General features: G+C 69.8%; 19 protein-coding genes. 8 read left to right on the top strand and 11 right to left on the bottom strand.

The window, feature by feature from the left end:
• Window position 1: 1 nt before the first annotated feature.
• Complete coding sequence (locus tag TMO_RS26470; RefSeq protein WP_041607624.1) at window positions 2–661, top strand: DsbA family protein; 660 nt, start codon at window positions 2–4, stop codon at window positions 659–661.
• On the opposite strand, the gene TMO_RS26465 is transcribed toward TMO_RS26470, so the two are convergent.
• A complete protein-coding gene (locus TMO_RS26465) occupies window positions 610–1,542 on the bottom strand; it encodes a LysR family transcriptional regulator (RefSeq protein ID WP_051045628.1) in 933 nt (310 codons plus the stop codon). The two genes, TMO_RS26470 and TMO_RS26465, sit on opposite strands and share 52 nt — an antisense overlap.
• A gap of 145 nt (window positions 1,543–1,687) precedes the next feature.
• On the opposite strand from TMO_RS26465, the gene TMO_RS26460 reads away from it, so the two are divergent.
• Both TMO_RS26460 and TMO_RS26455 read left to right on the top strand, forming a co-directional pair.
• Entirely contained in the window at window positions 1,688–2,257 is a 570-nt protein-coding gene (locus tag TMO_RS26460) for a GNAT family N-acetyltransferase (RefSeq protein ID WP_041607913.1), read from the top strand.
• The gene (locus TMO_RS26455) at window positions 2,254–3,450 is read left to right on the top strand and encodes an MFS transporter (protein WP_014748138.1); all 1,197 of its coding nucleotides are present in this window, start codon (window positions 2,254–2,256) and stop codon (window positions 3,448–3,450) included. Before TMO_RS26460 ends, TMO_RS26455 begins: the two co-directional genes overlap by 4 nt.
• On the opposite strand, the gene TMO_RS26450 is transcribed toward TMO_RS26455, so the two are convergent.
• Window positions 3,404–4,300, bottom strand: a complete 897-nt coding sequence (locus TMO_RS26450) for a LysR family transcriptional regulator (RefSeq protein ID WP_041607911.1) — start codon at window positions 4,298–4,300, stop codon at window positions 3,404–3,406. The genes TMO_RS26455 and TMO_RS26450 overlap by 47 nt on opposite strands.
• Window positions 4,301–4,426: 126 nt before the next feature.
• On the opposite strand from TMO_RS26450, the gene TMO_RS26445 reads away from it, so the two are divergent.
• Window positions 4,427–5,176: an SDR family oxidoreductase gene (locus TMO_RS26445; protein WP_014748136.1), complete on the top strand. Its 750-nt coding sequence runs from the start codon at window positions 4,427–4,429 to the stop codon at window positions 5,174–5,176.
• 22 nt (window positions 5,177–5,198) lie between these two features.
• Here the strand turns inward: TMO_RS26445 and TMO_RS26440 are convergent, their stop codons facing one another.
• Together TMO_RS26440 and pdxA are read right to left on the bottom strand one after the other, a co-directional pair.
• Window positions 5,199–6,257, bottom strand: a complete 1,059-nt coding sequence (locus TMO_RS26440) for a cupin domain-containing protein (RefSeq protein WP_014748135.1) — start codon at window positions 6,255–6,257, stop codon at window positions 5,199–5,201.
• 4 nt (window positions 6,258–6,261) lie between these two features.
• Complete coding sequence (gene pdxA / locus TMO_RS26435) at window positions 6,262–7,284, bottom strand: 4-hydroxythreonine-4-phosphate dehydrogenase PdxA (protein ID WP_014748134.1); 1,023 nt, start codon at window positions 7,282–7,284, stop codon at window positions 6,262–6,264.
• Between the two features lie 177 nt (window positions 7,285–7,461).
• Here pdxA and TMO_RS26430 point away from each other — a divergent pair, with 177 nt between their 5' ends.
• A complete protein-coding gene (locus TMO_RS26430) occupies window positions 7,462–8,376 on the top strand; it encodes a LysR family transcriptional regulator (RefSeq protein ID WP_014748133.1) in 915 nt (304 codons plus the stop codon).
• Here TMO_RS26430 and TMO_RS26425 read toward each other — a convergent pair.
• The 3 genes from TMO_RS26425 to TMO_RS26415 form a co-directional block, all read right to left on the bottom strand.
• A complete protein-coding gene (locus TMO_RS26425) occupies window positions 8,340–8,948 on the bottom strand; it encodes a superoxide dismutase (RefSeq protein WP_014748132.1) in 609 nt (202 codons plus the stop codon). The two genes, TMO_RS26430 and TMO_RS26425, sit on opposite strands and share 37 nt — an antisense overlap.
• Window positions 8,949–9,062: 114 nt before the next feature.
• Window positions 9,063–9,668 (bottom strand): DUF1003 domain-containing protein, encoded by a 606-nt coding sequence (locus TMO_RS26420; RefSeq protein WP_014748131.1) that lies wholly within the window; start codon window positions 9,666–9,668, stop codon window positions 9,063–9,065.
• 131 nt (window positions 9,669–9,799) lie between these two features.
• A complete protein-coding gene (locus TMO_RS26415) occupies window positions 9,800–11,230 on the bottom strand; it encodes a tryptophanase (protein WP_041607622.1) in 1,431 nt (476 codons plus the stop codon).
• A 458-nt stretch (window positions 11,231–11,688) separates the two neighbouring features.
• On the opposite strand from TMO_RS26415, the gene TMO_RS30030 reads away from it, so the two are divergent.
• Together TMO_RS30030 and TMO_RS26405 are read left to right on the top strand one after the other, a co-directional pair.
• Window positions 11,689–13,461: a diguanylate cyclase gene (locus TMO_RS30030; RefSeq protein ID WP_014748129.1), complete on the top strand. Its 1,773-nt coding sequence runs from the start codon at window positions 11,689–11,691 to the stop codon at window positions 13,459–13,461.
• A 122-nt stretch (window positions 13,462–13,583) separates the two neighbouring features.
• A complete protein-coding gene (locus TMO_RS26405) occupies window positions 13,584–14,459 on the top strand; it encodes an alpha/beta fold hydrolase (RefSeq protein WP_014748128.1) in 876 nt (291 codons plus the stop codon).
• Window positions 14,460–14,478: 19 nt separating this feature from the next.
• On the opposite strand, the gene TMO_RS26400 is transcribed toward TMO_RS26405, so the two are convergent.
• Together TMO_RS26400 and TMO_RS26395 are read right to left on the bottom strand one after the other, a co-directional pair.
• Window positions 14,479–15,858: a sigma-54-dependent transcriptional regulator gene (locus TMO_RS26400; protein WP_014748127.1), complete on the bottom strand. Its 1,380-nt coding sequence runs from the start codon at window positions 15,856–15,858 to the stop codon at window positions 14,479–14,481.
• Window positions 15,855–17,756, bottom strand: coding sequence for an ATP-binding protein (locus tag TMO_RS26395; RefSeq protein WP_014748126.1), 1,902 nt, complete (start codon window positions 17,754–17,756; stop codon window positions 15,855–15,857). Before TMO_RS26395 ends, TMO_RS26400 begins: the two co-directional genes overlap by 4 nt.
• A gap of 284 nt (window positions 17,757–18,040) precedes the next feature.
• Here TMO_RS26395 and TMO_RS26390 point away from each other — a divergent pair, with 284 nt between their 5' ends.
• The gene (locus tag TMO_RS26390; RefSeq protein ID WP_014748125.1) at window positions 18,041–19,456 is read left to right on the top strand and encodes a dicarboxylate/amino acid:cation symporter; all 1,416 of its coding nucleotides are present in this window, start codon (window positions 18,041–18,043) and stop codon (window positions 19,454–19,456) included.
• A gap of 131 nt (window positions 19,457–19,587) precedes the next feature.
• On the opposite strand, the gene TMO_RS26385 is transcribed toward TMO_RS26390, so the two are convergent.
• Together TMO_RS26385 and TMO_RS30025 are read right to left on the bottom strand one after the other, a co-directional pair.
• Window positions 19,588–20,199 (bottom strand): glutathione S-transferase family protein, encoded by a 612-nt coding sequence (locus TMO_RS26385; RefSeq protein WP_014748124.1) that lies wholly within the window; start codon window positions 20,197–20,199, stop codon window positions 19,588–19,590.
• Window positions 20,200–20,322: 123 nt separating this feature from the next.
• The gene (locus tag TMO_RS30025; RefSeq protein WP_014748123.1) at window positions 20,323–22,572 is read right to left on the bottom strand and encodes an ATP-binding protein; all 2,250 of its coding nucleotides are present in this window, start codon (window positions 22,570–22,572) and stop codon (window positions 20,323–20,325) included.
• Window positions 22,573–22,581 lie beyond the last annotated feature (9 nt).

The following is a 22,581-nucleotide window of genomic DNA, read 5'->3' as shown; positions in this document are numbered from 1 at the left end:
CATGGCCGGCGCGGTGTCCGTCACCTGGCTGTTCGATCCGCTCTGCGGCTGGTGCTACGGTGCCGCGCCCGCCATCCGCCGCCTGGCCGGCCAGGCCGGTATTGCGCTGGACCCGCTCCCCGTGGGGCTGTTCGCTGGCAGCGGCGCCTTTCCCATGAATGACGGCTTCGGAGCCCATGCCTGGGCTGCGGATCAGCGCATCGCCCGGCTCTCGGGCCAGCCCTTCACCGAGAGCTATCGCCGCCAGGTGCTGGGGGCGACGGGTGGCCGGGTCGATTCGGGGCCGGCCACTCTGGCCCTGACCGCCGTGCGTCTTGCGGCACCGGCCGGCGAGAGCCTGACGCAGGAGCTGGCGGCGCTGGAGGCGATCCAGCGAGCCCGCTATGTCGACGGTCTCGACAATGCCGATCGCGGGGTCATTGCCGGTGTCCTGGACGGGCTGGGCATGGCCACGGCGGCCGCGCGGTTCCAGGCACCGGATCCTGCATTGCTGGCGGCAGACCGGGCGCGGATCGCGGCCGGCCGCGAGGCGACGCGCCGAATGGGTGTGCACGGCGTTCCGGCACTGATCCTGGACAAAGGGGCCGGCGCGCGGCTGCTCGATGCCGGTCAGCTGTTCGGCCCCGTCGATGCGCTTGTGGCGGCGATCGCGGCGGCCTGACCGGCCGCCAGATCCCGCAGGGTCTCCACCGCCGCGCGCAGGCCCCGGGTCAGGCGCTTGTCGCGGCGGATCACCACCGCCAGACGACGGTGCAGGCGGGGGGACAGCGGCCGGACGGTGATGCCGGGCAGGGTGCCGCCCGGCACCGCCATGCCCGGCAGAACCGAACAGCCGAGCCCGGCGCCGACCATGGCCTTGATCGCCTCGACGCTGCCGAGCGACATCACCGGCCGGAGCGGCACCGCCGCACCGGCGAACCAGTCGTCGACGATCCGGCGGGTGTTGCCCCCGGGTTCGAACAGCAGCAGCGGCAGGCCCGCCAGGCTGGATGCGGTCACCCGTGCCGGCAGGGCCATCTCGGCCGGGGCGATGGCGACGAAATCATCCTCCAGCACCGGCGTGATCTCGAGCATCCGCCCCGCGGCCGGCAGGGTGACCAGGCCCAGATCGATCAGATTGTCTTCGATCGCCTTGACGATATCGGCGGTGTTGCCGGTGGTGACCGTGATCTCGGTGCCGGGAAAACGGCGGCGCAGTTCTCCCAGCAGCGGCGGCAGCAGGAAGATGCAGGCGGTGGCGCCGGTGCCGAGCCGCACGCGCCCCGCATCGCCGGCGGCGTGATGCGACACGGCCTCGATCGCGGCACCGACCGCGGCGTCGATCTTCGGCGCATGGGCCAGCAATTCGGCCCCCGCCGCCGTCGGCCGGGCCTTGCGGCCCACCCGCTCGATCAGCGTGGTGCCGAGCCGGCGCTCCAGCTGCCGGATCTGCAGGCTGACCGCCGGCTGGCTCAGGCCCAGCCGTTCGGCGGCGGCAGTGAAGCTGCCGCAGTCGATCACGGTCAGGAAGGTGCCCAGATAGTCGAGATCCAGCCGGTTCATTCGATAAGAATTCCTCATGCTCTGCATGATTTCCAGAAGCTTCTTTGATGCACGGGCACAGGCCATGATGGCGGGGCACGGAGCGGGGCGCGCGGATGGCGCCCGGCCCGGAACCCGAAAGACCCAGGTCATGGATATCGGCAGAATGACGACCGAGGGCGCCGCAGCCGCGGCCCCCGCAAGGGTGGTCGTGCGCGATGCGACCCCCGCCGACATGGCCGCGATTGCGGCCATCTACGCCCATCACGTCCGGACCGGCCGGGCGAGTTTCGAGGAAGAGCCGCCCTCGGTCGCCGAGATCACCGAGCGCTGGCAGGGCGTTGTCGCACGCGATCTGCCCTATCTGGTCGCGCTGCTGGGCGACCGGGTGGCGGGCTATGCCTATGCCACCGCCTATCGGCCGCGATCGGCCTATCGGTTCACGGTCGAGGATTCGGTTTATGTGGCGCCCGATCTGGGCGGGCGGGGTATCGGCACCGCCCTGCTGGGGGCGTTGATCGGGCGTTGCGAGGCCGGGCCGTGGCGGCAGATGCTGGCGGTGATCGGCGATTCGGCCAATGCCGGCTCGATCGCGCTTCACCGCCGCATGGGCTTTCGGATCGTCGGCACCTTCGAATCGGTCGGGTTCAAATTCGGCGGCTGGCTGAATTCGGTGCTGATGCAGCGCCCGCTGGGCGAAGGGGATGCGACCCTGCCCGGCGATGCCGGCCGATGATCGCCCGGGGCATCGTCCTGCGTCTGGCTCTGGCCCAGCTCGTCGCCTGGGGGGTGAGCTATTATCTGATCGGCGTGTTCGGCACGGCGATCGCCGCCGATCTGGGTTGGGGCGCGGCCGAGGTGCATGGCGGTTTCGCGCTGGGCCTGGCGGTCACCGGCCTTGCCGCCCCTTTCGCCGGCCGGCTGGTCGACCGGCATGGCGGGCGGTGGGTGATGATCGCAGGCGCGGTCGCCATGGCCGCGGGCTGCCTGCTGCTGGCGGCGGCCCGTGGGCCGGTGCTCTATGTCGCGGCCTGGATCTGCCTGGGCCTCGCCATGTCCTTCACGCTTTATGACGCCGCTTTCGCGACCCTCGCCCGCATCGGCGGCCGGCAGGCGGGGCCGGCCATGTCGGCCGTCACCTTGCTGGGCGGCCTGTCGTCCAGCCTTTTCTGGCCGCTGGGCCAGGGGCTGATGCAGGCGCTGGGCTGGCGGGGTGCGGTGGTCGTCTATGCCGTGCTGGCGCTCGCCACCCTGCCGCTGCATCTGGGGCTGCCGGCCGGGCATGGGCCTCGCCCGGCCATCCTGCGGCCGGTGCCGGCCGCGCGCACACCCCCGACTGCGCGCAGGCCCCTGGCTCCGGCCATGCTTTATGCGCTGATCATGGCGGTGGCGGCCTTTCTGGCGGCCGGCATGGCCGCTCATATGATCGCGATCCTGGCCGGGTTGGGGCTCGGGGCCCAGGCGGCGGTCTGGGTCGCCGCCGCCCGTGGTGTCGGCCAGTCGGCGGCCCGGCTGTGCGAGGTGACGACGGGGGGGCGCAGCGATGCGAAGCGGCTGAACCTGATCGCCTGCCTGCTGCTGCCGCCCGCTTTCGCCGCCTGCCTCGCGGGCGGCGGTTCGGTCGTGGCGGCGCTCGGCTTCTCGCTCGCCTATGGTGCCGGCAACGGGCTGTTGACCATCACCCGCGGGACCCTGCCGCTGGTGCTGTTCGATCCCCGCCGCTACGGGCTGACGGTGGGCCGGCTGATCGCACCGGGCTTCGCCGCCTCGGCCGTGGCCCCCGTCGCCTATGCTGCGGTCATGGCGCGCTGGGGGGCTGAGGGCGCCCTGGTTCTGTCGCTGGGCCTCGGCATCATCGCGGGTCTGGCGGCGCTGCTGCTGTTCAGCGGCGTGCCTCGGCCCGGAAAAGGCCGGCAAGCCAGGCTGTGAAGGCCTGGACGCGCGGCGCGGGCTGGCGTCCCTCGGGATGCATCAGATGGACCGGCGTGGGTGTCGGCGGAAAATTCTCCAACACTTCGACAAGCCGGCCGGCTGCTATGTCGGAAGCGACATGATAGCGCGGCACCTGGATGAGTCCCAACCCCAGCCGCGCGGCCTCGGTGAGGGTCTCGGCGCCGTCCACTGTCAGCCGGGCCGGCAAGGTGATCTCAACCACTTCGCCGTCACGGGTGAACTCCAGCGGCAAAAGGCCGCCAGTCGCACTGGAATAGAAGCCGATCGTCATATGGCCGTCTAGCGCCTGAAGATCCCGCGGCCGTCCATGGCGGGACAGGTAATCCGGACTTGCCACCGTTACCTCGTCGAGCAGTGCCACCCGTCGGGCGATCAGCCGGCCGTCGCGTGGCGTACCAACCCTCAGCACGCAATCAATGCCCTCGCGCACCAGATCAACCAGCCGGTCGCCCTCTGTCACACGGAGCTCGATACCGGGGTGACGTTCCAGGAATGCAGGTAGATGTGGCAGCACGACATGCCGCCAGAGGGTACCGTGAACATCGGCCCGCAGAGGGCCGCGCAACCCTGCATCCGCAACTGACGCCTCCGCATCCTCCAGATCGGCGATCAGCGCCAGGCAACGCTGATGGAAGGCTTCGCCATCCGGTGTCGGGCGCACCTGGCGGGTGGTGCGTTCCAGCAGGCGCACGCCCAGCCGCGCCTCCAGCGCCTTCACTGCATCCGTGACAGTGGAGCGGGGCAAGCCCAGATCCTCGGCTGCCCGGGTGAAGCTGCGCCGCTCCACCACACGGCTGAAGACCCGCATCGTCTCAAACCGATCCATCTGATCATTCGCCTTATCCGGATGATGATACCGAATCATGGCCGATTATCCGGGAGGAGCCCAGGTGCATCTTGTGCGGTACCCAGGGCCACTCAGACCCAGGGCCACTCAGGCAGGAGACGACAGATGAGCGGACAGGATCAGACGGCGCCGCGGGTTGCGATCGTGACCGGTGCTTCGCGCGGCATCGGTGCCGCGATCGCCCGGCGTCTGGCCGGGGACGGGCTGGCGGTGGTGGTGAATTATGCCGGCAATGCCGGGGCCGCCGAAGAGGTGGTGGCCGGCATCATCGATGCCGGCGGGCGGGCGGTGGCCTGCCGTGCCGACATCGCCCGCACCGAGGACGTGACCGGCCTGTTCGATGCGGCGATCACGGCGTTCGGCCGGGTCGACGTGGTGGTCAACAATGCCGGTGTCATGACGCTGGGCCCGATCGCCGGGATGACCGACGAGGTCTTCGACCGGATGATCGCGATCAATCTGCGCGGCAGTTTCAACGTGATGCGCGAGGCGGCAGGGCGCCTGGGCGAGGGCGGGCGGATCGTCAACCTGTCGTCCAGCGTGGTCGGCCTGCTGCAGCCGGGTTATGGCCCTTATGCCGGCACCAAGGCCGCCGTCGAGGCGATGACCATGGTCCTGGCGCGGGAACTGCGCGGCCGCGGCATCACGGTCAACGCGGTCGCCCCCGGACCCACCGCCACCGATCTGTTCCTGGACGGCAAGTCGCCGGAGCTGGTCGACCGTCTGGCGAAGCTGTCGCCGCTGGAACGGCTGGGCACGCCCGGCGACATCGCCGCCGCGGTCGCCTTCCTGGCCGGCCCCGACGGCGCCTGGATCGACGGCCAGACCCTCAGGGCCAATGGCGGGGTGGTCTGAGGGGCTGATCCGGTCGGGCGGCTCAGATCGATTTGAGATGGGTGACCGTACGCCCGCCGCCGGCCGTGCCGGTGTTGACCGTGGTCGCCGGTTCCAGCAGCACCACCTCGCAGGGCTCGTCCAGCGCCACCGGGCAGTGCTCCACACCATGGGGCACGATGATGAACTGGCCGGCCGCCACCTCTTCGTCGCGGTCACGGAATTTCATCAGCAGCCGGCCGCGGGTCACCAGGAACAGCTCGTCCTCGACCTCGTGGCGGTGCCAGACGAAGGCGCCGGACAGCTTGACCAGCTTCAGATGCATGTCGTTGATCCGCCCGCCGATGCGCGGGCTCCAGCAATCGTCGAACCCGGCGAAGGCGCGGGCGAGGTCGACGGTGCCGGCGGCGGAGATCCGCCCCTCGGCTTCGGCCAGCGCCTTCAGCGCGGCGCCGAGCTGGGCTGAAAGCTCGGGGGCCGCCCCGGCGAAACTACCCTCGATCGCGGCGGTGCCGATGGTGAAGCCGGCGGCACCAGCCGCGACCACGGCTGTCACCGCTGCCGGGCTGTCGATCGATCCGGCCACGATCACCGGCTTCGGCGTGATGGCGGCCACCACTTTCGCGATCAGCCCCGCTGCATCGCCCGGCCGGCGCCAGGCCAGCAGATCTACGCCCGAAACGCCATCCATGGCGGACAGCCGGGCGGCATCGGCCACGATCTCGTCATCGCTGCCCGATAGCATGCTGGGATGGCCGGACACCGCGCCGGCAAAGGGCATATAGCGCAGGCCGTGGCCGGCGATCACCGGCAGCACCGCGTCCGAATGCCGGCCGCCGAGCAGCAGGTCGACGCCCAGATCGACCGCCAGCCGTGCCGCCGCCGCCTCGGCGGCGGGATCGAGCGAGACCATCTCCAGCACGCTTTCGGCGCCCGCGGCCTTGATGCGGGCATGAAGTGCCGCCAGACCGTTGCGGTCCAGCCCGACATCCTTGAAGCCGATCCGGCGGATGCCGAGCGCGGCCGCGGTCTCGACCAGGGTTTCGGCCCCGGCAACGGTGGCATCGTTGCGGGTTGCCATGAAGATCAGGCGGTCGGACATGGGGTCAGGCTCCGGTTGGGCTGTCGGCCGGGTCGCGGAAGGCGGGGGGCGAGGACAGGCGGCGGGCGCAGGCGATGGCGGCCAGCAGTGGCGCCGGATCGGCGATGCCGCGGCCGGCGATGTCGAAGGCCGTGCCATGATCGGGGCTGGTGCGGATCAGGTCCAGCCCCAGCGTGACGTTGACCGCGGCATCCAGCCCGTCGAGCTTGGCCGGGATCATCGCCTGATCGTGATACTGGGCGACCACAACGTCGAAGCGGCCGCGGCGGGCCTGAAGGAAGACGGTATCCGCCGGCCAGGGGCCCGAGGCATCGATGCCCTCGGCGCGTGCGGCCGCGATGGCCGGTACCAGGATCCGGGCCTCGGCATCGCCGAACCGTCCGCCATCGCCGGCATGGGGGTTGAGGGCGGCGACCGCCACCCGCGGGGCCGGAATGCCGAAGGCGCGTGCCCCCTGATCGGCGGCCCGGATCGCCGCGAGTTCGGTGTCGTGATCGAGCTTGGCCACCGCCTCGGCCAGCGCCATGTGCAGGGTTGCCGGCACCACCCGCAGATCCGGGCCAGCCAGCATCATCGCCGCAGGCCCCCGGCCGGCATGGGCCGCCAGCAATTCGGTGTGGCCCGGCCAGGACAGCCCGGCCAGGGCGAGCGCCGCCTTGTTGATCGGCGCGGTGACGATCGCGGAACCGCGTCCCGCCTGCACCAGCCGCACCGCTGCCCGCACGGCATTGACCGCTGCCTGCGCCGCCGCGGCATCGATCCGGCCAAAGCCCGGAGGCGGATCGATCCGGCCGCTTTCCACCAGCCTGATCACCCCCGGACCCGCCGTCCCGGCCAGGGGATCGGTGACGATATCGATCCGCATATCTGGGGCCACGAGCCCGACCGCCCGCGCCATCACCCGGGCGTCCCCCACCACCACGACCGGCAGCGGCCGGGCGGCACCCGCCAGCGCCTTCACGATGATTTCGGGGCCGATGCCTGCCGGATCACCCATGGTGACCAGAACCGGTGCCGTCTCTGTCATCTCTCTCGCCCCTTCGCGGCTGCTGCGGTGTCGGCCTCAGTCTAGCGGCGGGGCGGGCTAGGAAAAGCGATGGGTTCCGACCATAACTGGTGACAAAAGCTGACGGGTTTTGCTGTGGAAATGCGCTCGTCGGGCCTAAGCTTGCATCGCAAGCAACGGTGAGAAGCCCAGGCAAAAATGAAACGATCCGAAATCCCCTCGCTCGACGATCTGCGCGCCTTCGAAGCGGTGGTGCGGCTGGGGGGTGTGCGCGCGGCGGCGGAAGAGCTGGTGCTGACCCATGGCGCGGTCAGCCGGCGGATCGGCAAGCTGGCCCGGGATCTGGGCGTGCGGCTGGTGGAGCCCGAGGGGCGCGGCATCCGGCCCACGCCTGAAGGGGCGGTGCTGGCCGCGGCGGCGCATGCAGCACTCGATCAGGTGGGCGATGCGCTGGCGCGGATCCGCGGGGCGGCCGAGGGGCCGGTGGTGCTGTCCTGCGAACGCTCGATCGCCATGCGCTGGCTGATTCCGCGGCTCGGCCGGTTCGAGGCGGATCATCCGGATCTGCGGGTACATTTGTCGGTCGGTGGCGGCCGGCCGGATCTTGGCACCGGTGGCGCGGGGCTGGCCGTCAGGCGGCTGGATTTCCCGGTCGAGCCGGGCTGGCTCGTCGAGCCGGTGGTCGAAGAAGCGATGGGGCCGGTGGCGACGGCGGCTCAACTGGCGGCTTTCAGGAATGGAGATTATGTGGCGCTGGGGTCCACCACCCGGCCGCGGGGCTGGGCCGACTGGCTGGCCCTGCATCCGGCGGTGCCGCAGCCGCGCGAGATCCGGCTGTTCGACCATCATGTGCTGGCGGCCGAAAGCGCCATCGCAGGGCTTGGGGTTGCGCTCTGCCCGCTGCTGGTGGTGGCCGACGACCTTGCAGCCGGGCGTCTGACGGCACCCGAAGGGTTCGCCGCCGACGGCTCCCGCTACGGATTGATCCGGCGCGGGACGCGGGGGGTGCCGTCGGCGGCGGTGGCCCGGCTCGGAGACTGGCTGAAATCCGAGCTGGACCAGACCGTGCGCGAGGCTCAGGCGGCGAGCAGCTCCGCTTCGGCAAAGTCGTAATTCGCCAGATTGTCCAGGAAGTTGGTCACGTAATCCGGGCGCCGGTTGCGGAAGTCCAGATAGTAGCTGTGCTCCCAGACATCGAGGCCGAGCAAAGTGCGGCCGTCTGCGGCCGAGAGCGGGTTGGCGGCATTCGGGCTCTTCGACACGCCGAGCCTGCCGTCGGGCTTCAGCACCAGCCAGGCCCAGCCCGAGCCGAACTGGCTGATCGCGGCAGCGCGGAAGGCCTCCTTGAAGGCATCGAGGCTGCCGAAATCCTCCGTGATCTTCGCACCCAGCCGGTCGGGCATGCGGCCGCCGGCCGGGGCCAGGCTCTGCCAGAAGATGATGTGGTTCCAGTGCTGGCCGGCATTGTTGAACACCGGCGCCATGTCCGCGCGCCCGGCCGAGAGATGGATGATCTCTTCCAGCGACTTGCCCTGCAGGCTTTCATCCTTGGCGACGAAACCGTTGAGGGCCGTGACATAGGCCTGGTGATGCTTGCCGTGATGGAGTTCCAGCGTCTCCTGGCTCATGCCGCGGGCGGCGAGGGCCGTGGTGCTGTAAGGCAGGGAGGGAAGCTCGAAGGCCATGGGATCCGGTCCTTTGGTGTGTCGCAATTAAGATTGCGACTCATTATCAATATCAGGTCGGATTGTCCGTGGCGCTTGGGAATATGTCAAGCGATGGCTTGTGATATCGCCGGCTCAGCCGGCGGGCCCGGCCGCATCCGGCGCGGCACCGGGGCGGGGCTCGATCCGGCTGTGCAGCAGTTCCAGCATTTCGGCCTGGTGGCGGGAAATGGTTTCGAGGTGCTCGATGCGCAGCTGATCGATCTTTTCGTGCAGCCGCATGATCTCGAGTTCTGCCTTGAGGTTGACCTCGTAGTCATGGGCGGCGGCGATGCGGTCCTTCGCCGCCTGGCGGTTCTGGCTCATCATGATGATCGGCGCCTGGACGGCGGCCAGCATCGACAGCATCAGGTTCAGAAAGATGAAGGGGTAGGGGTCGAAGGCCAGATGCCAGAGCTGAAGCAGCCCGGCATTGAGCACCATCCACGCGACCAGCACGCCGGTGAAGCTCAGGATGAAGCCCCAGGATCCGCCGATCGCGGCCACCCGATCAGCCAGCCTTTCCCAGCGGCCGGATTGTTCATCGGCGAGGTCTGAAACATCGCGGGAGAGATGAGTGTGCCGGGCGATGCCGGCCAGCACCCGGCGCTCTTCGGGTTCCAGGGCATCGGGGGTGCTGCCGAAATGGCGGCGGGCCAGTTCGGCAATGTCGATGGATTTCAGCGGATGGGGGGTCTTCATCGGTCGGCGTCTCCGGGGTCACGCACCGGCCGGCCTGTCTGTCGGGTCGGGAACCGGTGCATGATGAGACTGCCGGGTGCCGCGGGCGCCGCCAAGCGGCAAAACAATGCCGCCGACGGCGAGGCCGTGGGTCAGGCGCTGCGGCGCAGCGGTCCTGCGCTGTCCGGGGCCAATCGGGCGGTGAAATGACGCAGCACCCTGGGCTCGTGCACGAAACCGAGTCCGTTGAGGTCGTGGGCGCGGTCTTTCACCCGGATCAGGGCGTCGGCCACATAATCCATATGGTCGTTGGTATAGACCCGGCGCGGGATGGTGAGCCGCAGCAGTTCCAGCTTCGACGGCTTCTGCTGCCCGGTTTCCGGGTCGCGCCCCAGCAGCAGCGATCCGATCTCCACCCCGCGCACGCCGCCTTCGACATAGAGCGCGTTGGCGAGCGCCTGGGCCGGGAAGCGGGCAGCCGGGATATGCGGCAGCATGCGCGCGGCATCGACGAACACCGCATGACCGCCGGTCGGCGCCTGGATCGGCACCCCGCCTTCGATCAGCCGCTGACCCAGATGGGCGACCTGGGCGATGCGATAGTCCAGGAAGGCCTCGTCCACCGCTTCGTCCAGGCCGACCGCGAGCGCGTCCATATCGCGTCCGGACATGCCGCCATAGGTGATGAAGCCTTCCATCGGCACGCAGAGCGCCTGAACGCCGGCGAAGAGGTCCGCGTCGTCGCGGACTGCGCACAGCCCGCCCATATTGACCATCGGATCCTTCTTGGCCGACATGGTCAGCACGTCGCCTTCGGCATAGATCGCCGCCACGATCTCGGTCAGCGCCGCATCGCGCCAGGCCGGGTCGCGGCGCTTGATGAACCAGGCGTTCTCGGCGAAGCGGGCGCTGTCGATCACCACCGGGATGCCATGGGCGCGGGCGAGCGCGGCGGCGGCGCGGATATTGTCCATCGCCACCGGCTGGCCGCCGGCGCTGTTGCAGGTGATGGTGATGATCACGCCGGCGACGTTCTCAGGCCCGGCCGCATCGATTTCGGCCGCCAGGCGGTCGAGATCGAAATTGCCCTTCCAGTCGAAGGGCCGGCCGGTGTCGTAGGCGGCTGGCGTCAGCACATCGACCGCGCGCCCGCCCGCGAGTTCGACATGGGCGGCGGTGGTGTCGAAATGATGGTTGGACAGGAAAACCGGCCGCGCGGCGGGGTTGCCCGACCGCGCGCGGGCCCGGGCGATCAGCACCGGGAACAGAATCTGCTCGGCGCCGCGGCCCTGATGGGTCGGCACCACATGGCGATAGCCGAACAGCCGCTGCACCGCGGCTTCCAGGCGATAGAAACTGCGGCTGCCGGCATAGGCCTCGTCGCCGGTCATCATCGCGGCCCATTGGGCATCGCTCATCGCACCGGTGCCGCTGTCGGTCAGCAGGTCGATGTAGACGTCCTCGGCGCGCAGCAGGAACAGGTTGTGGCCGGCCTCTTCCAGGGCGGCGATGCGGTCTTCGCGGGTGGTCTGGCGGATGCGCTCGACCATCTTGATGCGGAAGGGTTCGGGAATGCGGGTCATCTGATCGCGATGTCCTGACAAGCCGCCCGCCGCGGCATCACGCAGGATGCGACGGGCGGTGGGGCGCCCGCACGGCCACGACATCCGGCTGCGGCTGCATCCGGTTCGGGCGGTGGGGCGTAAAGCTGTCGGAGAAAAGGGCGGCCCGGCCCTGAAACGGGCGGCCGCGGGCGCGATCAGGCCCGCGGGAAATCATAGGCGAGGACGATGTCCTGATTGTACCAGGCCTTGGCGCGGTCCGCCCGGCGGGCCGCGCATGACGGCGCGCCCGTCCGCGAACCGTTGCCGGTTCGACGGGAGCACCGTCTCCACGAAACCATCACCATCGGCATGGCGACCTTCCCAATCCGGGGGCACTGCTATCGCAAAAGGTGGCGGTGGAATGCGATCTCTGTCAAGGGGCAGGACAGCATGTTAAAACCGTGAAGCGCTGCCGTGAGACACAAGGACCATGACATATGGCGACGGCGACCGGTCCGGATCGCGGAATACGTCGCCCTCGTCGGCTGGGCCGGCCGGGGCTCAGAACCCTTCTCACCGTCACGATGGCCGGGCTCGCCCTGACCACGGTGGTTTTGCTCGCCCTTGTGGTGGCAGAGGTGGCCGGACGGCGGCAGGCGGCGGAGATCGGCGACAGTCTGGACGAGCTTGCCTTCCAGATGAGCGACAAGCTCGACCGCGCGATGTTCGAACGCTGGCGGGACATCCGGATCATCGCCGCGCGGCCGGTGCTGCGGGGCGACGACACTGCCGCCAAGCGGGTCGCGCTTGAAATTCTGCAGCAGACCTATCCCGATTACGCCTGGATCGGCTTTACCGATGTGCAGGGCAGGGTTCTTGCCTCGACCGGCCGGCTGCTGGAAGGGGAAGACGTCTCGGCCCGGCCCTGGTTCGTGGGCGCCCTCAAAGGGCCCTTCGCCGGCGACGTTCACAAGGCCCTGCTTCTGGAACGGCTGCTGACCAACCCCGATCCGGGCACGCCGCTGCGTTTCGTCGACGTCTCGATGCCGGTGATGGCCGAGGGCGGGCTGATCGGCGTCGTCGGCGCCCACCTGTCGTGGAGCTGGGCCGACGACATCCGCCGGTCGCTGATCGCGCCGGGGGAGAGCCGCAGCGGCACCGACATTCTGGTCGTCGACAAGGATGGTGCCGTTCTGCTCGGCCCTCGTGCGCTCGAGGGGCAGAAACTCGATCTGCCGGGTCTGACTGCCGGGAGCAGGGATCCGGGGCCCTGGGTGGAAACCTGGCCCGATGGCGACCGCGCCTATCTGACGGCCCTGCATCGCAGCCAGGGGTTTCGCGACTATCCGGGCCTTGGCTGGACGGTGGTGGTGCGCCAGCCGGTCGATCAGGCCCTGGCTCCGGTCCGCGATCTGCGCCGCCTGATTCTGTGGGGTGCGGTCGCGATCGCGGCCACCGCCTGCGGCTTTGCGCTGTGGCTGGCGGCCCGCATCGCCTCGCCGCTCGACCGGTTGAGCCGGGCGGCCCGGCGGGTGGGAGAGACCAGCAGCCCCGACGAGGTGCCGCTCGACGGCGGCTATCGCGAGGTCCGGGACCTGGCCTGGTCGCTGCAACGGATGATCGCCGCGCTGACGCAGAAACAGGAGGAGCTGGTCCGCGCCAATCTCGGGCTGGAGGCGCGGGTGGCCGAGCGCACCGCCGAGCTGACCGCCGAGATCGCCGAGCGCCGGAAGGTGGAGCAGGACCGCGAGGATCTGATCCAGCGCCTGAAGCGGATGGCCGAGACCGATTTCCTGACCGGGGTGATGAACCGGCGGTCCTTCTTCGACATCGCGGGTCGTGAACTCGCCGCCGCCCGACGCTATGTCCGCGCGCTGGCCGTCATCGTGCTCGACATCGATCACTTCAAGCGGATCAACGACCGCTATGGCCACGGCACCGGCGACGAGATCCTGAAGGGCGTGGCGAAACGGCTTGCCGATGAAATGCGTGCCGGCGGCATTCTGGCCCGGTTCGGCGGCGAGGAATTCGTCATCCTGCTGCAGGAAGCCGATCAGGACGCCGCCTTGGCCACGGCGGAGCGGTTGCGCACGGCGCTGGCCGACAGGAGTTTCGGCCTGATCGACGGCAGCTGCCTGACGGTCACCGCCAGCCTGGGCCTCGCGACCGCCGATTCCGAGACCGGCAGCATCGACGATCTGATCACCCGCGCCGATGCGGCACTCTACCGGGCCAAGGACGCCGGCCGGAATCGCGTTGAGGCGGGTTGAACCCGGTGTCGTGTCATCGGCGCATTGCGTCGACTGCGCCGACGGTTCACCATACCGGACAACGACCGGCCGGCCGGCGCATGGGGTGCCGGCGCGTGCCGGCACCGGAGGAACCGCAAGCCATGACCGCCGACGACACCGCCTTCACCTTGACCGCGCCCGACGGCCACGAGATCCGGGTCCGGGCCTGGCTGCCCGAGGGCACGCCCCGGGGCGTGGTGCAGCTTGCCCATGGCATGGGGGAGCATATCGGCCGCTATGACCGGCTTGCCCGCCGGCTGACCGCCGCCGGTCACGCGGTCTATGCCGCCAATCATCGCGGCCACGGGCCGGCGGCGGCCGAGGCCGGCACGCTCGGCGATTTCGGGGCGGCCGGTTTTGCGGCGCTGGTCGACGATCTGGCGGTGATCGCCGCCGATCTGGGGCGGCGCCATCCGGGGCTGAAGCGGGTGCTGGTGGGCCACAGCATGGGCTCGTTTGCCGCCCAGGCCTTCATGACCCGGCATCCGGGGGCGGTGGACGGCGTGGCGCTGTCGGGCACCACCGCGGTCGACATGCTGGGCCAGGCCGCCGCCTCGGGCAGTTTCCGGCTGGAAGACCTGAACCAGACCATCCCCGATGCCCGCACCCCCTTCGACTGGCTGAGCCGCGACCCGGCCGAGGTCGATGCCTATATCGCCGATCCCTTGTGCGGCTTCACCGTGGCCGAGGCCTCGTTCGGCTCCATTTTCGAGGTCTGCGGCCCGATCTGGCAGCCCGAGGCGACCGCGCGGCTGGTGCGGGACATGCCGCTGCTGCTGTTCATCGGCGATCGCGACCCGGTCGGCGGCGACATGGTCTGGTTTGATACGCTGGTCGGCCGCTATCGGGCGGCGGGCCTGGCCGATGTCTCGGTCCATGTCTTCGGCGGCGCCCGTCACGAAACCCTGAACGAGACCAATCGAGACGAGGTGATGACGGTGCTGGGCGCCTGGATCGACCGGGTCACCGCCGCCTGAGCCATCAGTCCCGACGCCATCAGCTCCGACGGGTGCGGCGATAGTCGTTGGGGTCGATGCCGTGGCGCTGGAGCTTGTCGTAGAAGGTCTTGCGCGGCAGGCCCAGCGCCTGGATCACGGCCTTGACCTCGCCGTCATGCAGCGCCAGCGCGGCGCGGATCGCCCCCGCTTCGAACCGGTCCACGCGGCGGGGCAGGGGCAGATCCGGGTCGTCGCCCGGCCCGGCCGCGCCCGCGGGCAGGGGCCCTGAGCCCGGTGCAGTTTCGGCCGAGAGCCCCAGCGCCACCCGTTCGGCGAAATGGGCCAGTTCGCGGACATTGCCCGGCCAGTCATGGGCGGCGAGATGGCGACGGACGGCATCGTCCGGCGCCGGCACCGGCCGGCCGAAGCGGGCGGCCGCGCGCTCCAGGAAATGGGCGAACAGCAGCGGCACATCGCCCCGCCGCTCACGCAGCGGCGGAATGCGGATCGTCACCACGTTCAGCCGGTAATAGAGGTCGTCGCGGAACCGCCCCTCGGCCGCTTCCTGCAACAGGTCGACCTTGGTGGCGCCGATCACCCGAAGATCGACCGGCCGGATGTCGTTGGTGCCCAGCGGCTCGACCGTGCGGGTCTCCAGCACCCGCAGCAGCTTAACCTGCAGGCTCTTCGGCATGCTCTCGATCTCGTCGAGGAACAGCGTGCCGCCATCGGCATGTTCGATCCGCCCGACCCGGCGGCGCTGGGCACCGGTGAAGGCGCCGGGTTCATGGCCGAACAGCTCGCTCTCGATCACCGTCTCGGGCAGGGCACCGCAATTCAGCGCCACCAGCCGGGCGGTCCGCCGCCGGCTGCCGGCATGCAGCGCGCGGGCCACGACCTCCTTGCCCGATCCGGTTTCGCCCAACACCAGCACGTCGACATCGGCGGCGGCGACCGCCTGCACGGTCTCGCGCAGCCGCTCCATCTCGGGCGTGCGGCCGATCAGCCCCAGCGCCGCCTCGGCGTCCAGGGCGGCCTTCAGCCGGCGGTTCTCCATCACCAGCCGGCGCAGCCGCGTGGCCCGGGTCACCGCGTCCACCAGCGCCTCGGCCGGATAGGGTTTGGACAGGAAGTCCTGGGCGCCGCGGCGCATCGCCTCCACCGCCATCGGTATGTCGCCATGGCCGGTCACGAAGATCACCGGCAGGTCCGGATCCTGTGCCCGCAGCCGGTCGAACAAGGTGAGCCCGTCGATACCCGGCATGCGCATGTCGGTGACCACCACCCCCGGAAACTCGCGGTCGACCAGCGCCAGCGCGGCCTCGGCCGAGGCTGCGGTCAGCACGTCGAACCCGGCCAGGTCCAGGGTCTGGGCATTGGCGATCCGGACATCGTCCTCGTCGTCGACGAAGACCACCTGTGGCAGCTCGCGGGTCATCTGGCCTCCGGCAGATCGATGATGAAGGTGGCGCCGCCCGTCGCCGCGGGCGGCTCTGCGGCCAGCGTGCCGCCCATGTCGCGCACCAGATCGGCCGAGATCACCAGCCCCAGCCCCAGCCCGTCGGGTTTGGTGGTGCGGAAGGGCAGGAACAGGGCCTCGCGGATATCGGGCGGCAGCCCCGGCCCGTTGTCCGAGACCAGGATCCTGAGCCGCGCCGTGCCGTCCCCGGCAATGGTGCGCGCGACCGTGATGGCGATCCGCGGTGTCGGTTGCCCCTCGACCGCGTCGATCGCATTGCCGATCAGGTTGACCAGAACCTGTTCCAGCCGCACCCGCTCCGCCACCACCCGCGCCGCGCCGGTCTCTGACGGGATGTCGCAGACCAGGTCGATGCCGGTGACCCGGATCCGGTGGCCCAGCAGCAGCAGGGCGCCGTCGATCGCCTCCGTCACCAGCACGGGTCTGGGGGCGGTGCCGGCCTTGCGGGCGAAGCCGCGCAGCTGGCCGGTGATCGTGCCGATGCGCGTGGTCAGCTCGCCGATGCGGGACAGATTGGCCAGGGCGGCATCGGCCCGGTCGCGGTCCAGGAAGGCGCGGGCATTGTCGGCGAAGGCGCGGATCGCTGCCACCGGCTGGTTGACCTCGTGGGCGACGCTGGCGGCGATCCGGCCCAGCACCGCCAGCCGCCCGGCCTGGATCAGATCGTCCTGCAGGCGCCGTGCGGCGGCCTCGGCCTGGCGGCGTTCCTCCATTTCGGCTTCGAGTGCCGCATAGGCGCGGGCCAGATCGGCGGTGCGGTCGGCAACCGCCGCCTCCAGCCTCTGCCGTTCCAGGGTGGCGCGGGCGGCCCGGCCTTGCAGCTGCTGGCGGCGATACAGCCCGGCGGCCGCCAGGGCCGCAAGCAGGGCGATGCCGGTGCCGGCGAGCGCGCGCGCATCGGCCACCGCCCGCAGCATCGCCTGGTCGGCCGGGGTCATCAGATGCAGGGTCCAGCCGATTTCGGGCATGGTCAGGCTCTGATGCAGCAAAACGGCATCATCGACGCGCAGCAGCGTCTGATCGCCGGCCGCGGGCGCGAAAGGCAGCGGGTCGAGCGGTGCATCGCCGTATTGCAGCCCGGCACGGATCGCGGCCCGCATCTCTTCGGGCAGCGGCGTCAGGCTGCGGAAGCGCCAGCCGGCGACCCCGCTGACCAGAACCACGCCGCGGGCATCGGTGGCGAAGATCCGTTCGGGGGCGCCGGCCCAGATCGCCTCCAGCCGGTCGAATTCGATCTTCACCACCATCACGCCCAGCCCATGGCGCGGAACGGACCCCCGATCGTCGTCGATCCGCCGGGCCAGATACATGCCCGGTCGGTGGCTGACCGTGCCCATGGCGAAATGCTCGGCGGCGCCTTCGGCCATGGCCACGGCGTAATAGGGCCGGAAGCCGTAATCATTGCCCACGAAGCTGACCGGCGTCGCCCAGTTGCTGGCTGCCAGCGTCAGGCCGTCATCGTCGATCAGGTAGATCACCGCGGCACGGGTGGCGCGGGCCAGCGCCTCGAGCTTGCGGTTCAGCCGGTCGCGGGCGTCGGTATCATCCGGTGCCCGCAGCACTGCAAGCGCATCGGGATCGCGCGCCAGCACCACCGGCAGGGCGCGCTGCTTGTCGATCTCGGCGCCCAGCGTCTCGGCGTTCAGCGACAGCGAAACCCGCCCGGCCTGGCCCAGATCGGCCAGAACCTCGTCCCGCGCGATCCGCCCGGCCTGCCAGACCACAAGCCCGCCGATCACCAGCCACAGGCAGACGAATACCGCCCAGACCCGGATCCGTCTCAGGCGGATCAGGCTGGCATCGGCGGGCCCGGCGGTGGTGGTGCCCGGGGGTGTGAGGGCGGCGCGGTCGGTCATGGCATCAGTGTCCGACGAATCGCACCCGGGCGCAAATCCACACATTGTGCGGCAGTTCGCCAAAATCCCCGCCCCTTTGGGCGAATATCCGCACGCTTCGCGCAAAGTCCGATGGCGCATGCGGGGTATTCCATCAGGGAATTCAAGGATTTGATCGTCATGGTGCCAGCTGGCACGCCGATTGCCAACAGCGGCCTCCGGGCCCGCCGGCAGGGGATGGCGGGCCGGATTCCAAGATCGGCCGGCGCCGCACGCCGGCGACAATCCGGAGGAGGACGCCGGCGATGGCACAGGGTCTCGCAGGGCAGGGCGCGCAGGCAGGCGCGGCCCGGCCGAAAAAAATTTATCAGCACCTCTATGTCCAGGTCCTGATCGCGGTGGCGGCGGGCATCGTACTCGGCCATTTCTATCCGCAGCTGGGCGCGGATCTGAAGCCGCTCGGCGACGCCTTCATCAAGCTGGTCAAGATGATCATCGCCCCGGTCATCTTCCTGACCGTGGTCACCGGCATCGCCGGCATGAGCGATCTTGAGAAGGTCGGCCGGGTCGGCGCCAAGGCGATGATCTATTTCCTGGTCTTCTCGACGCTGGCCCTGATCGTGGGGCTGGTGATCGCCAATGTCGTCCAGCCGGGTGCCGGCATGCATATCGACCCGGCAAGCCTGGATGCCGCCGCGGTCAAGGCCTATGCCGACAAGGCCCATGACCAGACGCTCATCGGCTTCCTGATGGGTATCATCCCGGCCACCGCCTTCAGCGCCTTCGCCTCGGGCGATATTCTGCAGGTGTTGTTCTTCTCGGTGCTGTTCGGCGTCGGCCTGTCGATGATCGGCGAGCACGGCGCGCCGGTGCTCACCTTCCTGAAGATCACCACCCAGGTCGTCTTCAACATCGTCCATATCGTGATGAAGGTCGCACCCATCGGTGCCTTCGGCGCCATGGCTTTCACCATCGGCAAATACGGCATCGGCTCCATCGCCAACCTGGCGATGCTGGTCGGCACCTTCTACATCACCGCCCTCTTCTTCGTGCTGGTCGTGCTGGGGGCGGTCGCCCGTGCCAACGGCTTCTCGATCCTGCGCCTGATCCGCTACATCAAGGCGGAGCTGCTGCTGGTGCTGGGCACCAGTTCCTCGGAATCGGCGCTGCCCTCGCTGATGGAAAAGATGGAAAAGGCCGGCTGTTCCAAGCCCGTCGTCGGTCTGGTCGTGCCGACCGGCTATTCCTTCAATCTGGACGGCACCAACATCTACATGACCATGGCGGCGCTGTTCATCGCCCAGGCGACCGACACGCCGCTGGGGCTGGGCGATCAGATCCTGCTGCTGCTGGTGGCGATGTTGAGTTCCAAGGGCGCCGCCGGCGTCACCGGATCGGGCTTCATCACGCTGGCGGCGACGCTGGCGGTGGTACCCAGCGTGCCGGTCGCCGGCATGGCGCTGATCCTGGGCGTCGACCGCTTCATGTCGGAATGCCGCTCGCTGACCAATTTCGTCGGCAACGCCATGGCCGCGATCGTGGTCGCGCGCTGGGAAGGGGAGCTGGACCGCGACCGCCTGGCAGCCACGCTCGATGCCGGCCGGCCGCTGGATGATGCGCCCGAGGTGGTCCCTGCCCATGTGCCGGTCCCTGCCCATGTGCCGGCCTCGGGGCTGGCCCGTCCGCTGGTGGGCGCGCCGATTGCGGGGCCTGCCGAGTAACGGCAGCCTCGCCATACCCTGCCCCGGGGGAAGGGGGCAAGCGGCCCCGCCGGGGCGCCATCCGTCGGGGGACGTGGACGGCGCCGGGCGGGGCCGCAGCTTTTGGTGGGGGTGTCCGGTGTCCTGAAGGCTCAGGGCAGCTTCTGGGCGGTCTTTGCCGCGTCGCGATCGCGGCAGCGCTTCACCCAGTCCGCGACATTGGGCACGCCCGACAGATCCATGCGTGCCGCCGCCAGCCAGTGGACGATGGCCGAGACATTGAGGTCGGCCACGGTGAAGCGGCCGCCGACCAGCCAGCCGTCGCCCCTGGCCAGGGCCTTGTCGAGCACGGCGAGCGGTCGGGCGAGGCTGGCTTCCGCCGCCTCGGCGCGGGCGGCATCGCGGGCTTCGCCGCGCAGCACCAGGCGGTGCAGCAGCACGGTCAGCGACAGCGCCTCGAGATCGGTCACCGCCCAGAAACTCCACTGGGCCATCAGCCCGGCTTCGGCGGCATTGCCGGCGGCAAGCGGCCCGCCGTGTTTCGCGGCCAGATAGAGGTTGATCGCCATGGATTCGGTGATGACAACGCCGTCATCCTCGATCACCGGGATCCGGAGATTGGGGTTGAGGCGGGCAATGTCGGGATCGCTCGCCGCGTCGGCGATCTTGACCGGGATGTGCTCGTAGGCGATGCCGAGTTCCTCGGCCATCCAGAGATTGCGCGAGGTGCGCGACGCGCTCATCCCGTAGATCTTCAACGTCATGACCCGTGTTTCCTCCGTCGGTCGGGTCCCCCGGCCTTGCGCGGGGGTATCGTGGACGGCAGGACGTTAGCACGAGCCGCGGGCCGCGCGCATCGGCGCAGGTGGCCCGCAGGCCGGGGCCGGTCAATAGGGCTGGTATTCCCTGAGCCGTGCCCGGCGCAGCAGCAGCTCGACCAGGGTCGCGCGCAGCCGGCTGGTGAAGGCCTCCAGATGGCCGCGGCAGAGGTGCTCGGCCTCGTCGTTCTCCACCGCGATCGCCAGGCGCCGGCCGATGAGGGCCAGTTGATCCAGGCCGAGCAGGGCGGCCTGGCCCGCGATCGTCCGCGCATCGTCGGCCAGCACCACAGGGTCGGCGTCGTGGGTCATCCGGCGGATACGGTCGGTGGCGGTGGCCATGAAGCCGTCGAGCATCTGGGCCACACGATCCTGCCCCATCTGACGCTGCAGCCTGTCGATCGCCGCCATTTCGTCGCCCACCGCCTCGACCGGTCCATCGGGATGCGGCGCGGCGGCCTGCGGCGGCACCGGTGGCGGGGCCCGGCGGACGCGGGTATGGCGCTGCAGCATCTCGGCCAGTTCGGACAGCTGGACCGGCTTGGCCATATAGTCGTTCATGCCGGCCTCGCGGCATTGTTCCATGGCCGAATCGAAAGCATTGGCGGTCAGCGCCACGATCGGCACCCCGGCCAGCGTCGGGTCGGTCAGGCCGCGGATGGCGCGCGCCGCCTCCAGCCCGTTCATCACCGGCATGCGCATGTCCATCAGCACCAGATCGATGCCGCCGCGGGCGGCGATGGCCAGCGCTTCGGCGCCGTCTTCCGCCTTCTCCACGATGCAGCCCAGGCGCTTGAGCATGGCGGCCAGAACCTCGCGGTTCATCTCCACATCGTCCGCCACCAGCACCCGCGGGCCGCGCCCTCCGGTGGCGGGCGGCGGGGGTGGTGCGGCTTCAGGGCGGTCCAGCGCTGCGGCCGCCCTGCTGGTCTTGAGGGCGGTTTCCGGCAAGGCGACCTCGAAGCGGAACAGGGCGCCGCGGGTGACGCTGTCGTCCAGTTCCAGCCGGCCGCCCATGGCGGCGGCCAGCCGCGCCGAAATCGCAAGGCCCAGCCCGGTGCCCGCCGTGGCACTCGCGGCCTCGTCCAGCTGCGAGAAATCCTTGAACAGCAGATGCCGGCGCTCGGGCGGGATGCCCGGACCGTCATCCTGCACCTCGAAACACAGCCACCCGTCCTCCCCCCGGCGGGCCCGCAGGATGACCCGGCCATGGGGGGTGAATTTGACCGCGTTCGACAGCAGGTTCAGCAGCACCTGCTGCAGACGCATCGCGTCGGCGCGGATGGCGTGCGGCAGATCGGCCGCGGCATCGGTGATCAGAACCAGGCCCTTGGCCGTCGCCTGCGGGGCGACGACATCGCTGACCACGGTCAGCAGGCCGCGCAGATCCACCCCGTCGCGCGGCTGCAATTCCAGTTTGCCGGCCTCGATCTTCGAAAAGTCGAGCACGTCGTTGATCACACCCAGCAGATGCCGGCCGGCGCTCGCGATCATCTGCACCCGCTGGCGCGGCCCCGGGCCCACCCCGGGATCGCCCAGCAGCAGCTGGGCCGCCCCCAGAACCCCGTTCAGCGGCGTGCGCAGTTCATGGCTCATGGTCGCCAGGAAGCGCGATTTCGCGAAACTGGCCCGCTCTGCCGCCTCACGCGCGTTTTCCAGCTCGGCCGCGTGGCGCTCGCCGTCTTCGACCACCATGCTCCACAGCATCGCGAAATTGCTGCCGACATAGAACATGCCGGCCAGTGCCAGAAAGCCGCTCTGGACCCAGGTGCTGGCCAGCACGCTGTCGATGTCCGGGCCCGCCAGCGTCGCCAGACCCCGCGCCAGGGTCAGACCGCCGAAAATCGCGAAGACGATCCCGGCGGCGTGCAGCGACGGCCGCGCCCGGCCCCGGATGTCGTTGCGGATCGCGACCACCGCGCACATCATCAGCAGCAGCCCGGATCCGGTGGAATAGGAGACGATGCGCGCCTTCAGGTCGGGGCTGGCGATGGTGAAGGCGAGCACCAGCCCCATCGTGACCGCGATCACCGCGATGGCGGGCGGCATCAGGCCACGCCGCCCGGTCAGGCGTTCGAAGCTTGTGAGGTAGAGCGCCGAAGAGACGAGCAGCAGGCCGTTTGCGGCCAGTGTGGTCGACAGATCGCCGGTCGCGAGGTTGAAGGCCAGCACCAGCGAGGCGATCGCCCGCGCCGCATTGCCCGCGGTCCACCACAGAACATGGGCCGGACCGCGCCGTGCCGCGCTGACCGCGGCGAAGCCGATGGTCAGGGTCACGGTGATCCAGGCGTTGTAGATCGCCAGTGTGGCGATGTCCATCTTCCGCCC

It is taken from the genome of Tistrella mobilis KA081020-065 (genome assembly GCF_000264455.2).
GTDB classification, from domain to species: domain Bacteria; phylum Pseudomonadota; class Alphaproteobacteria; order Tistrellales; family Tistrellaceae; genus Tistrella; species Tistrella mobilis.
The sequence above is the reverse complement of the archived record's forward strand: the minus strand, read 5'-3'. Positions and strand labels throughout refer to the sequence as shown.